We start from the raw sequence: 12,551 nt of genomic DNA on the forward strand, positions 1-12,551 counted from the left end.
GGTCGTCGGGAGCCGCCCCTCGGGCAGGTGGGTCAGGTTCGGCGGGAGATCAGACCGCGCTCGGGCGGTTCACTTGGGGGCGGCGGGGGCGGCGGCCGGCTGCACGGCGGGCGCCGGCCTCTTCACGACGTCGGCCTTGGCCGCGGCGGGCGCGGTCTCGCCGGCCTCCTTCAGGGCCTTGTCGATCAGCTTCTTGAACTTCGAGAACGGCTGCGCGCCGCTGATGAAGTAGCCGTTCACGACGAACGCCGGCGTCCCGCTGATGCCCGCCTTGTCCGCCACGGAGTTCTCGGAGTCCACGAACGCCTTGTGGGTGTTCGCGTCGAGGGCCTTCTTGAACTTCGTCATGTCGAGGCCCTGCTCCTCGGCGTACTTCTCGAGCGAAGCGCGCGAGAAGGCGTCCGGCTGACCCTGGTTCTTGAAGAGCACCTCGTGGTACGCCCAGAACCCGGCGTTGCCCTTCTGCGCGTAGGCCTCCTGCGCGGCCTCGGACGCGAGCGGCGCGTTCTTGTGCATCGGCAGCGGGCGGTGGCGCCACACGATCTTCAGCTTGTCGCCGTAGGTCTTCGAGATCTGCGCGACCGTGTCCTCGACGCGCTTGCAGAACGGGCACTCGAAGTCCGAGAAGACCTGCATCACGACCTTCGCGCGCTCGCCGCCCTTCCACGGGCTGTTCGGCGGCGGCGCGGCGATCTCCTTGCGCTCCGGCGGCGGCGGCTCCTTGCCGTCCTTGATGATCTCGGCGTAGAGGTCCTTGGCGGCGACGCCCTTCGCGAGGAGCCCCTCGGCCTTCTTGATCTCCTCGTCGATGATCGTCTTGAACTTGTCGATCGGCTGCGCGCCGACGAGCCGGCGGCCGTTGATGAAGAAGTGCGGGGTCCCGGACGCCTGCAGGTCGTCCGCGAGCTCCTGATCGGCGGCGATGCCCGCGCCGTGCTTCTTGGTGGCGATCGCGGCCTTCACCTTCTCGACGTCGAGCCCGAGCTCCTTGGCGTAGCCGAGCAGGTCCTCGTCGTTGAGCTTCTGCTGGTTCTTCCAGAGCAGATCATACGCGTCCCAGAAGCCCTTCTCGCCCTTCTGAGCGCGGGCCTCCATGGCGAGCTCGGCCGCGGGCTCGGCGCGCTGATGGAACGGGAGCGGGTTGTTCTTCCAGACGAACCGGACCTTGTCCCCGTAGGTCTTGAGGATGTCGTCGATCGTCGGGACGACCTTGCTGCAGAAGGGGCACTGGAAGTCGGACCACTCGACGATGGTGACCAGCGCGGTGGCCGGGCCCTTCGCGGGCGCGTCGCCGACGGGCACCTTCCAGACCGTCTTGTCGTCCTCCTGCGGGCGCTCGCGCTCCTTCTGGGGCGGCGCCTTCGCCTTGTTCTCCGCGGCGAGCTTGGCGTACACCTTGTCGGGCTTCGTCCCCGCGGCGATCGCGGCCTGCGCGGCCTTGAGCTGCTCGTCGATCACGGCGGTGAACTTGTCGACGGGCTGCGCGCCGCTCAGGAACACGCCGTTGATGATCGAGGCGGGCGTGCCGGTGACGCCGGACGACTTGCCGACCGCCATGTCGGCGTCGATCTTGGCCATGTACTCCTGCCGATCGTACGCCGCCTTGAACTTCGCCTTGTCGACGCCGGCCTCGCCGGCCCACTTCTCGAAGTTGTCGGGCGTGAGGCTCTTCTGGTTCTGGAAGGCGAGCTCGTGGAACTTCCAGAACGCCTTCGAGCCGCCGAGGCGGAACACGGTCTCGGCCGCGAGCGCCGCCGGACGCGCGTTCTTGTGGAACGGCAGCGGGTTGTTCTTCCAGACGATGCGCAGCTTCTCGGGACCGTACTTGTCCTTGAGCTGGTTGATCGTGGTCTCGACCCGGCTGCAGAACGGACACTCGAAGTCGCTGAAGACGACCATCGTCACCGGCGCCGTCCGCGCGCCCCACACCGGGTCCTTCGACGACACGGGCACCGCCGCGTCCTCGTCGCTCCACGGCTGGCCGTCCTCGACGGCCGCGGAGATCTCATGCCCGCGCGAGCCGGCGCTCCGATCGATACTCCACATCAGCCCCATCCCTGCGATGAAGCAGAGAAGAAAGCCGACGATGGCTGTTCCCTTGTTCATGATGTTTCCTCTCTCAACGGTGGTGGAGCGCCGCCAGGCGGGCCCCTCCTTCAACGCGGGCGCGACACCAGGTGCGCGCTCGCGACAAGATCGCCAATCGTGAGCTCCCAGGGCGGCGAGCCACCCTGGGCCGAAGGAGCCGCCGCCGCGCGGCGCGGCAGCAGCCCCCGGCGGAGCGCCGGGACCGCTCTGGACCGGTCACGCCGGCGCCAACGCCCGGCCTCCGTCGCGCGAGGCGCGCCGCCCTCGAGAGGGCGAGCCTGCGCGACGTGGGCCCGGACGAGCGCCTAGCGGGCTCGGGTCAGACCGGCAAACGCTCCGGATCTCGCGGCAAGACCGGCGCGAATCGCCCGCAGCGGGCTCCGAGAGACCACGCGGCGCGATCGGGGGCGGCCTGGCCGGCGAGCTCGCCTCATCGAGGCGGGTGGTAGACGCCCTGCGCCACGCCGGCGCGCGGCCCGCCGGAGGTCGCGAGGAACGAGAAGGCCTCCACGGGCGCGCACGGGGCAGGCAGGACGAGCTCCGGAACGAGCACCGCCTGCTGCGGCGGGCTGGAGAGCTCGCTCACAGGGCTGGGGTGACCCGAGTTCGGCCCGACCCTCGGCCAGAGATCGCCCCTGTCGCATCCAGGGGCCGCGTCGATCCGGTCGTCGGTCATCGGCAGCGTGCGCGGCGGCGCGACCGAGGAAGCGCCGCGCGGATCGCAGATGGGCGCGGCCCTCGTCTCGCCCGTCTCGTCGTCGACGCTCGTCAGGACCGTGCACGACGGCTCGTCCGGCGGCGCGACGATCGTCATCCGGTCCTCTTCGCAGACCGGAACGATCGCGGCGCGCGCTCGCAGCGGCAGGACCAGCGCCAACGCGAACGTCAGCAAGGTCATCAGGCGCTGGGCGGCGTGTCGCGACATCCCTGCCAAGGAGTAGCCGAGGCCCGAGAGGAGAGCAATGGCCCGGGCTCCAGGAGAACGCGGTGGTTCCTGGGCCCCCTGGACGGATCCCGCAGCCGCTCAGCACGATCGCCCGGGGCCGCGACTTGTCGACAGGGTGTGGATAACCCTGTGGATAACCTGGAGAGCCCCTGTGTCGAAACGGTGTGGCCCGGCGGCGGCGCCGCGGGAGCGCGGCCCGTTTCGACGCTCCAGCGCGAAGTTGGCCCACCTTGTCCTACATCCGATAGGTTCGGTTCATGGCGAACTCCTCCGCGACCGTGCCCCGCCCGGTTCTTCCGCCCTCGCATGAGCCCAACAAGAGCGGCTTCGCTGCGGACGATGTTCCCCGACCGCTCGGCCGCTACGTGCTCCTGCGGCGCATCGCTCGGGGAGGCATGGGCGAGGTGTTCCTCGCCTCCACGACCGGCCTCGAGGGGGCCGAGCGCCCCGTGGTCGTGAAGATCATCCGCCGCGAGCACGCGTCGGATCCGAGCTACATCGCCCGCTTCCTGGACGAGGCGCGGGTGCAGGCGCAGCTCCAGCATTCCGGCGTCGCGCAGGTCATCGAGGCGGACGTCGACCCGGCGACCGGGGAGCCGTACGCGGTCGTCGAGCACGTCGAGGGCCGGAGCCTCGGCGAGGTCCGGGCGCGCGCGGTGCAGCTCGGGCACCGCTTCGACTGGGCGGAGGCGGTCGCGATCGCGACGATGATCGCCGAGGCGCTCGCCCACGTGCACGAGCGCAAGGACCCGTCGGGCGCCGCGCTCGGCATCGTCCACCGCGACCTGTCGCCCCAGAACGTGATGCTCGGCTTCTCCGGCGACGTGAAGATCATCGACTTCGGGACCGCCCGCGGACAGAACCGGCGCTGCCACACGGTCGCGGGCGTCGTGTTCGCGAAGCCGGGCTACGTCGCGCCGGAGGTCGCGAACGGCGACCCGGGCGACGCGCGGGTCGACCTCTACGCGCTCGGGATCATGCTCTGGGAGCTGTGCGCGGGGCGCCGCTTCCTCCAGGGCGACGCGCAGACGCACATGGCCGCGGTCGCGCGCAACCAGAACGATCCGCCGCCGATCGCCCTCTCGCTGGGGGCGCCGCCGTCGCTCGACGCCGCGATCGCGCGGCTCACGGCCTTCGACCGGGATGCCCGGTACCCGTCGAGCCGCGCCGCCGCGCGCGGCCTCGCCGCGCTCCTCGGCGCGGCGGCCGCGCTGCCGGGCGGCGAGCGCGGCGTGCGCGCGCGGGCCGCGCACCTGATGCAGCGGCTCTTCCCGGGCGAGCCGGGGCGCTCGCGCGGCGAGTTCGCGGCCCTCGTCGCCGCCGCGAAGGCGCACCGCGCCGCGGCCGTCACGCCGGTGAGCCCCCGCGCCGAGGCGATGGCCTCGGCCGAGCGCGGCGACGAGGGCATGCTGCCCGGCACGCGCTACCGGCTGCTGCGCGAGATCGGCACCGGCGCGAGCAGCACCGTCTACGAGGCGGAGCACGTCGACCTCGGGCGCCGCGTGGCGCTCAAGGTCGTCTCCGCCGAGCACTCCGCGGCGGACGCGGTCGCGAACCGCTTCCGCCGCGAGGCGCGCGTCCTCTCGCGCCTCTCCCACGAGCACCTCGTGAAGGTCCACGACTTCGGCATGGCCGCGGATGGCCGCCTGTTCTGCGGCATGGACCTGCTCGAGGGCGAGACGCTCGACGCCGTGCTCGCCCGCGGGGCCGCGATCGACTGGCGGGACGCGCTCACCATGGCGATCAAGGTGCTGAGCGCGCTCGAGCTCGCGCACGCCGAGGGCCTCGTGCACCGGGACATCAAGCCCGAGAACCTGTTCTTGACGCGCCCGAGCGGCGCCGAGGCCTCGCCCTCCATCGCCGAGGCCGGCCTGAAGCTGCTCGATTTCGGGCTCGCGAAGTGCCTGGCCGACGACCGCGGCGAGGGCGACGGCGTCGCGGACGCGACCGGCGCGGGGGAGGGGCCGGCCCGGGCCGCGGTCGCGATCGTGGGGACGCCCGAGTACATGGCGCCCGAGCAGGCGGCGTCGGGGCGCATCGACGGGCGCGCGGATCTCTACGCGCTCGGCTGCGTCCTCTACGAGATGCTCACGGGGCGCCTGCCGTTCGTCGAGCCGAGCCTCGTCGCGCTGCTCGACGCGAAGATCAAGGGCAGCCCCGAGCGCCTCCGCGAGCGCGCCCCGGCGCGGCAGATCCCGCCGTTCGTCGACGAGCTGGTGATGCGCGCGCTGGCGCGCCACCCGAGCGTCCGCTTCCAGAGCGCCGTTGAGATGCGTCAGGCCATCCTGAGGGCGCTCGGCACGCCCGGGCGCGCGCGCGCCCGGCGCCGCGCGGTCGGGTTCGCGGCCGTGGCCGCCGTGATGGCGCTCGCGGGCGCGGTCGTCGTGGGCAAGGGGCGCGAGATCGCGGCGCGCGTCCCCGCCGCCGCAGCGCTGCTCGACGTCGGGCGCGAGGCGGCCCCGCCGCCGGGGGAGGCGGCTCAGGCCGCTGCGCCCGGCGTCGAGGCCGTCGACGCGCCGTCCGCCGGCGCGCCGTCCGGGGCCGCGGAGGCGCCGTCCGGGGCCGCGGAGGCGCCTTCCACCGGCGCGGCGGCGCCGCCCAGCGTCGCAGCCGCGCAGGCCCTCGCCGCCGCCGCGCCGGCGCAGGCCGCCGGCGCGCCCGCGGTCGCCGCCGCTGGGGCCGGTGGGCTCGCGCCGGGCGCGGGGCAGGGGAGCGATGCCCCTCGCGCCCTCACGGCCCTGCCCGCCGCCGCGTCCGACGCGGCCGCGCCCCGCGCCGGGGCCGCGCCGCCCGCGCTGCCCGGCGTGGCGAAGGCCGACGCCGCGAAGCCGCCCGCGAGGAGCGAGGCCGCCCCGCGCAGCCCGGCGGTGGCGGCGCGCGGCGCGGCGCCGAAGGCCGACAAGCCCGCGGCGCGCGGCCCGGCGGATCGCGCCTCGCGCGAGGTCGCGAAGCGCGAGACGAAGGCGCGCGAGCGATCGTCCTCGTCCTCGGCCCGCGAGCCGGCGGCGTCGACGCCCGCCCGCGGCGACGCCGACACGGCAGAGAAAGAGGGCAACGGGCACGAGGATCACACCGAGGCGAAGCGGCGCCGTCACAAGCGGCGGTCCCGGGTCGCCAAGGCCGAGTAAGCTGCGCCGCACGCGGCGCATTTCTCTCGCGCGCACGCTGCCGCGTTGTATACCGCGCAGCCTGCGATGGCTCAGATTTCCCTGTCCGCGCCGGGTTCGAACGCCGTTACCTCGGGCCCACCCCATCGCGCCATCCTGCGGCTCGCGCTGCCGACCGTGGCGGCGATGCTCACCCAGAGCATCGTCAACGAGGTCGACATCGTCTTCTTCGCGCACCTGCCGTGCCCCGAGTCGTCGAACGCGCAAGCGGCGCTCCTGCCGTCGCTGATCGTGCTCTGGCTGTTCGGCGGCTCGCTCAGCGCGATCTCGGTCGGCACGCAGGCGTTCACCGCGCGCCGCTTCGCCGAGCGGCGCCCCGAGGACGCGGGCGCGGTCCTCGCGAACGCCCTGTTCTTCGCGCTCGTCGCCGGCGTCGCGTTCTCCGCGCTCGGGTACCTGACGATGCCGTACATCCTGTCGGTCATCATCAAGGTGCCGGACGCGCGGCAGGCGGCGCTCGACTACCTCGGCTGGCGCCTGCTCGGGGTGACGTCGATGGCGGCGACGTTCGCCCTGAAGGCGTTCTTCGACGGGATCGGCAAGACGCACATCCACCTCGTCTCGGCCGTCGCGATGAACGCGCTGAACATCGTGCTCTGCCTCCTGCTCATCTTCGGCAACGCCTCGCTCGGCATCCCGAAGTACGGCATCGCCGGGGCGGGCATGGCGGGCTTCATCTCGACCTACGTCGGCCTCGCGATCATGCTCGCGTACGCGCTCCTGCCGCAGTACCGGAGCGTCTACCGGCCGTTCGTCTCGAGCAAGCTCTCGGCCCCGCTCACCTGGTCCATCCTCAAGCTGTCGATCCCGAGCGCCGTCGCCACCGTCGCGATCATGACCGGCTTCGGCCTGTTCTACGCGATCGCCAGCAAGCTCGATCAGGTCGCGCCGGCGGGCGTGGTCTCGCCGCTCTGCCCGGGCGGCCGCGCGGAGCCGGTCTACGGCGCGGCGACCACGGTGATCGTCGGCATCCTGAAGCTCACGTTCACCGCCTGCCTGGCCTTCGGCACGTCGACGGCCACCCTGGTGGCGCAGTCGCTCGGCGAGCGGGACGGCGACAAGGCCGCGCGCTTCGGCTGGGTGAGCGTCCGGCTGGGGCTCGCGATCTTCGGGGTCGTGGGCCTGCTCGAGGCGATCTTCGCCCCGCAGATCCTCGCGTTCGCCAGCAGCAGCGAGCTCGTCCAGGCCGCGGCGCTCCGGCCGCTCCAGGTGATGGGCATCGCCACGCCGCTCGTCGCGGTCGGCATGATCCTGACGCAGGCGCTCTTCGGCGCGGGCAACACGGTGTTCGTGATGGTGGTGGAGCTCATCCTCCACTTCACCTGCCTCGTCCCGCTCGCGTGGCTGCTCGGCATCACGCTCGGCTTCGGCCTGATGGGCATCTGGGGGGCCGGCGTCATCTACGTCGTCCTCCTCGCCGCGACGATGGTGTGGAAGTTCCGCTCCGGGGACTGGAAGAAGATCCGGCTCGACCCCCAGCGCCCGCCCGACGAGGCCGCGCTCGGCGCGGGCGGCGGCCCCGGCGCCCCGTAACCCAGGGGCGCTGACCCGCGCTCAGCGGGGGAACGCCGCGGCGTTCCCGCCGTCGACGGTCACGACGCAGCCCGTCGTGGCCTCGGCGGTGGCGAGGTACAGGAAGGCCTGCGCCACGTCGGCCGCGGTGGTCTCGCGCCGGAGCAGGTTGTCGCGGAAGTAGTCGTCGACCGAGACGTTGCGGGCGCGGGCGCGCGCCTCCAGCAGGCCCGCGCCGAACAGCGCGGTCCGGATGCGATCGGCGTTGACGGCGTTGGCCCGGACGCCGTGGCGGCCGAGGTCGACGGCGTACTGGCGCATGAGCGAGACGAGCGCCGCCTTGGCGACGGCGTACGGGCCGAAGTCGGCCCCCTGGTTGAACGCGCTCTTCGACGCGTTGAACAGGAGCGCGCCGCCCGAGTCCTGGGCGAGGAGCACCCGCGCCGCGGCGCGGGCGACGTTCTGGTGGCCGAGCAGGTTCAGCTCGAGCGAGGCGCACAGCGCCTCGTGCCCCTCCGACGTGTGGATCGGCCCGGAGAACGCGCGGCCGGCGTTCGACACGACGACATCGACGCCGCCGAAGTGCGCCGCGGCCTGCGCGAACGCCCGGTTCACGCTCGCCTCGCTGCGCACGTCGCAGGCGACCTTCAGGCAGCGGCCGCGGTGGCGCGCCCCGAGCTCGGCGGCGGCCTTCTCGAGCGGCTCCTCGTCGCGATCGGCCAGCGCCACGTGCGCCCCGGCCGCGAGGAACGCCGCCGCGGTCGCGTGGCCGATCCCCGAGGCGGCGCCCGTCACGAGCACGATCCGCCGATCGAGCGGGCCCCTCTGCCCCGCCCCGAGCTTCAGCTTCGCCTGCTCGAGGCTCCAGTACTCCATGTCGAAGAGATCGAGCTCCGGGACCGGCTGGTACCCGCCGAGCGCCTCGGCGGCCTCGATCACGGCGACGGTGTGCTCGTAGACGTCCGCGACGATCTCCGCCTCGGCGTGCGACCCGCCGACGCACAGCGCGCCCACCCCGGGGAAGAGCAGCACCCGCGGGAACGGATCGAGCTCGTCGCGGACGACGCCTCGCGCCGCGCAGGAGCGGCGGAAGTACTCGTGGTACTCGGCCACGTACTTCGCGATGCCCTGCTCGACGGCCGCGCGGAGGCGCGCCGTGTCGGTCACGTCGCAGCCGCTCACGACGAGCGGCCGCGCCTTGGTGCGGATGACGTGGTCCGGGGTCGCGCAGCCGATCTGCGAGACCCGGGCGACGTCGTCGCGCTCGCAGAAAGCGATGAGCTGCAGGCCCGTGCGGAGCGTGGAGACCCAGGGGCGGCCCGAGGCGCGGGCGAGCGCGCCCCGCACGACCGGCCCGATGGCGGCCCGGATGTCCGGGTCCGGCGCCGCGACCGTGGGGTGCGAGACGATCGCGCTGCGCTGGGCGATGTAGCGCTCGGCGCGCGTCACGGCGTCGATCATGCGCGTGTAGCTCTCCTCGGCCGTCTCGCCCCACGTGAAGACGCCGTGCTTGTCGAGGATCATCAAAGGCGGGAGCCCGCCCTGCGCGAGGCGCGCCCGGACGATCTCGGCGACGCGGCGGGCGAGCGCGAACCCGGGCATGACGTACGGCACGAACAGCGCCTCGTCCCCGTAGATCGCCCGCACGATCTCGGCCGAGCCGGGCTGATCGATCACCGAGAGCACGGCGTCCGCGTGCGTGTGATCGACGAACTTCGCGGGGATGATCGCGTGCAGCAGCGCCTCGACCGAGGGCGTGGGGCTCGACGGATCCAGCATCTGGCCGCGCAGGAGCGCGACCATCTGCTCGTCGGTCATCGCCTCGAGCTCGCAGGCGCGCTTGAGCGGCGCGAGGCGGCACGCCGGGAAGCCGCGCGGCTCGATCGTCGCGAGATCCCACCCGCTGCCCTTGATGAAGAGCACGTCGACGCGATCGCCGAGCAGGTCGACGGCCGTGCTCTTGACGCTCGTGTTCCCGCCGCCGTGGAGCACGAGCGACGGATCGGCGCCGAGCAGGCGCGAGGTGTAGACGCGGAGGGCGAGATCCTCGCCGCAGGACGCGGCGTAGGTGTCGAGGTAGCGCTGGGCTTCGTCCTTGCTGTGGCGAGGATCCATCGACCGGCCGCCTACCCCAGCGGCGGAGGCGCCGGAAGCCCGCCGATCAGTAGCGGTAGTTCTCGGCCTTGAAGGGGCCCTCGGCGGGGACGCCCAGGTATTTCGCCTGCTCCTGCGTGAGCTGCGTCAGCTCGACCCCGAGCTTCGGCAGGTGCAGCGCGGCGACCTTCTCGTCGAGCCGCTTCGGCAGGAGGTGGACGCCGACCGTGTACTTCTCCGTCCACAGGGCGATCTGCGCGAGGACCTGGTTGGAGAACGAGGTCGACATCACGAACGACGGGTGGCCCGTGGCGCACCCGAGGTTCACGAGCCGGCCGCGCGCGAGGACGATGAGCCGCTTGCCGTCCGGGAAGATGAAGTGGTCGACCTGCGGCTTGATGTTCTCCTCCTTGATCTCGGGGTTCTTCTCGAGCCACGAGATCTGGATCTCCGAGTCGAAGTGGCCGATGTTGCAGAGGATCGCCTCGTCCTTCATCGCGAGCATGTGCTCGGCGCGCACGACGTCGGCGCAGCCGGTCGCCGTGACGAAGATGTCGCCGATCGGGGCGACGGTCTCGAGGCGCTTCACCTCGTAGCCCTCCATCGCGGCCTGCAGCGCGCAGATCGGGTCGATCTCGGTGATGATCACGCGCGCCCCGAGGCCGCGCAGCGACTGCGCGCACCCCTTGCCGACGTCGCCGTAGCCGCAGACGACGGCGACCTTGCCGGCGAACATCACGTCCGTGGCCCGCTTGATCCCGTCGCCCAGCGACTCGCGGCAACCGTAGAGGTTGTCGAACTTGCTCTTCGTCACCGAGTCGTTGACGTTGATCGCGGGCACCTTCAGCTTGCCGGCGCGGTGCATCTCGTAGAGCCGGTGCACGCCCGTCGTCGTCTCCTCCGAGAGCCCGCGGATCGGGTCGTTGCCGGCGAAGAGCTCCGGGTGCTTCTCGTGGGCGATGATCGTGAGATCGCCGCCGTCATCGAGGATCATGTTGGGGCCCTTGCCGCCCTTGAAGGCGTAGAGCTGCTGCTCGATGCACCAGTCGTACTCCTCGAGGGTCTCGCCCTTCCAGGCGAAGACCGGGATGCCGGCCGCCGCGATCGCCGCCGCCGCGTGGTCCTGCGTCGAGTAGATGTTGCAGCTCGTCCAGGTGACCTCGGCGCCGAGGGCGATCAGCGTCTCGATCAGCACCGCGGTCTGGATCGTCATGTGGAGGCAGCCGGCGATGCGCGCGCCCTTGAGCGGCTGCGAGGGGCCGTACTCGGCCCGGAGCGCCATGAGGCCCGGCATCTCCTTCTCGGCGATGCGGATCTCCTTGCGACCCCAGTCTGCAAGCGTGATGTCGGCGACCTTGTAGGAGAGCTTCTTCTCAGCAGTCATGGTGTCCCTTTGCCTTTTCCGGTGAATGCGCTCGAGCGAGCGCCGCGCCAGCCGACGAGCAGCTGCCAAACGAGGTGTCGATCCGGACCTTCGCCCTGCCAGGCGGACGGCAGCCGCCGGATCTCGACGCCGGAGAGCCCGGCCTCCTCGGCCATGCGCCGGAGGTCGTCCGGCGGGAAGCCGAGCCAGATGTCCGCCTCCTGCTCTCGCAGGGCCTGATCGTGGTGCGCCTCGTAATCGAGCACGCACACCGCGCCGCCGCGGGCGTGCGCGCCGTCCTCGCCGCGGCCGGGCGCGGCCGGGCGCGCGAGCTCGACGAGGGCGCGCATCGCCCTCGCCGGCTGGGGCGCGTGGTGCAGCACGCGGGCCGCGAAGACCACGTCGGCGCCCCCGGCGAAGGCCTCGCCCGCCTCCTCCAGATCGACGCCGAGCGCGCGGGCCACGGCGCGGCGCACCTCGGGCCCGTCGAGCTCGCCGCACACGAGCTCGACGTTCTCGAGGCTGCGCCGCCGGAGGCGCTCGCCCGCGAGCTGCAGCTGGGTGCTCGCGCGATCGAGCGCGACCACGCGGTCGAAGATGGGGGACAGCACCTCGAGCAGCGCCCCGTCGCCGGTGCCCGCGTCGATCGCCAGGCGGCGGTGGGGCAGGAGCGGCGCGAGCGCGGCGAGGTAGGCGGCGAGCTCGGACGGCGGCCCCGACCGCGACGGGCGCCCGCCGCGCGCGAAGAACTCGCGCGTCTCGGCGTCGCGCGCGGCGAGCACCTCCTCGACGCGCGCGAGCGTCCCGTCGGCCGCGCACGCGCGCTGCCCCGCGCGCACGGCGTCGTCGACGACGGGGTCGCTCGTGGCGCGCGGGTCGAGGCGGAGCAGCGTCCACGTCCCCTGGCGGCGGGCCAGCAGGATCCCCGCCTCGCGGAGCGCGGCCGCGTGGCGCGAGATCTTCGGCTGGCCCTCGCGGAGCAGCTCGGCCAGCTCGCCGACCGCCAGCTCCTCCGCCGCGGCCAGGCCGAGGAGCCGCACCCGCACCGGATCCGACAGGAGCCGGTACAGCTCGCAGCGCGCGACCGCCTCCATCGGCTGGGCAGGGAGCTCTGTCACCGTGACCACGGCTCATGTATATGCGTCGATGCGCATAGATGCAAATAGAATGTTCGCGGGCGTGAGCGCGCCCGCGGCGGCGCAGGCCGCTGTGGCAGCGAGGCCGCTGCGGCGGCGCGCGGGCGCGCTTGGGCGAGCGGTGGCGCCAGGCTGCCTCGGCGAGCGGCGATGAGCGGGCCTACGGCAGGAGAGCTCTTCCATAGGTAGGCTCGCCCACCGATCTCATTCTACTTGTTCTGGATTTCCAGCATTTCGGCAGATCG

7 protein-coding genes are annotated in these 12,551 nt (G+C 72.7%); 2 read left to right on the top strand and 5 right to left on the bottom strand.

Going from position 1 to position 12,551, the window contains the following annotated elements; genetic code table 11:
* Positions 1-69: 69 nt before the first annotated feature.
* Together WMF33_RS17630 and WMF33_RS17635 are read right to left on the bottom strand one after the other, a co-directional pair.
* Entirely contained in the window at positions 70-2,106 is a 2,037-nt protein-coding gene (locus WMF33_RS17630; RefSeq protein ID WP_437338216.1) for a DsbA family protein, read from the bottom strand.
* Positions 2,107-2,518: 412 nt separating this feature from the next.
* Entirely contained in the window at positions 2,519-3,013 is a 495-nt protein-coding gene (locus WMF33_RS17635; protein ID WP_061622011.1) for a hypothetical protein, read from the bottom strand.
* 278 nt (positions 3,014-3,291) lie between these two features.
* Between WMF33_RS17635 and WMF33_RS17640 the strand changes: the two genes are divergently transcribed.
* Positions 3,292-6,162 (top strand): serine/threonine-protein kinase, encoded by a 2,871-nt coding sequence (locus WMF33_RS17640; RefSeq protein ID WP_437338217.1) that lies wholly within the window; start codon positions 3,292-3,294, stop codon positions 6,160-6,162.
* A gap of 66 nt (positions 6,163-6,228) precedes the next feature.
* Positions 6,229-7,734: an MATE family efflux transporter gene (locus tag WMF33_RS17645; RefSeq protein WP_437338218.1), complete on the top strand. Its 1,506-nt coding sequence runs from the start codon at positions 6,229-6,231 to the stop codon at positions 7,732-7,734.
* A 21-nt stretch (positions 7,735-7,755) separates the two neighbouring features.
* On the opposite strand, the gene WMF33_RS17650 is transcribed toward WMF33_RS17645, so the two are convergent.
* Genes WMF33_RS17650 through WMF33_RS17660 form a run of 3 tightly spaced genes read right to left on the bottom strand, consistent with a single transcriptional unit; the run spans position 7,756 to position 12,297 of the window.
* Positions 7,756-9,828, bottom strand: a complete 2,073-nt coding sequence (locus WMF33_RS17650) for a bifunctional aldolase/short-chain dehydrogenase (protein ID WP_437338219.1) — start codon at positions 9,826-9,828, stop codon at positions 7,756-7,758.
* A 46-nt stretch (positions 9,829-9,874) separates the two neighbouring features.
* Entirely contained in the window at positions 9,875-11,191 is a 1,317-nt protein-coding gene (ahcY, locus tag WMF33_RS17655; RefSeq protein WP_437338220.1) for an adenosylhomocysteinase, read from the bottom strand.
* Positions 11,188-12,297, bottom strand: a complete 1,110-nt coding sequence (locus WMF33_RS17660; protein WP_437338221.1) for a methyltransferase — start codon at positions 12,295-12,297, stop codon at positions 11,188-11,190. Before WMF33_RS17660 ends, ahcY begins: the two co-directional genes overlap by 4 nt.
* Positions 12,298-12,551 lie beyond the last annotated feature (254 nt).

Source organism: Sorangium sp. So ce394 (assembly GCF_051474665.1).
Lineage (GTDB): Bacteria > Myxococcota_A > Polyangia > Polyangiales > Polyangiaceae > Sorangium > Sorangium cellulosum_D.

Excerpts from the sequence above, each read along its gene's own strand:
- WMF33_RS17630 (WP_437338216.1), bottom strand. The coding sequence starts at position 2,106 with ATGAACAAGGGAACAGCCATCGTCGGCTTTCTTCTCTGCTTCATCGCA.
- WMF33_RS17635 (WP_061622011.1), bottom strand. The coding sequence starts at position 3,013 with ATGTCGCGACACGCCGCCCAGCGCCTGATGACCTTGCTGACGTTCGCG.
- WMF33_RS17640 (WP_437338217.1), top strand. The coding sequence starts at position 3,292 with ATGGCGAACTCCTCCGCGACCGTGCCCCGCCCGGTTCTTCCGCCCTCG.
- WMF33_RS17645 (WP_437338218.1), top strand. The coding sequence starts at position 6,229 with ATGGCTCAGATTTCCCTGTCCGCGCCGGGTTCGAACGCCGTTACCTCG.
- WMF33_RS17650 (WP_437338219.1), bottom strand. The coding sequence starts at position 9,828 with ATGGATCCTCGCCACAGCAAGGACGAAGCCCAGCGCTACCTCGACACC.
- ahcY (WP_437338220.1), bottom strand. The coding sequence starts at position 11,191 with ATGACTGCTGAGAAGAAGCTCTCCTACAAGGTCGCCGACATCACGCTT.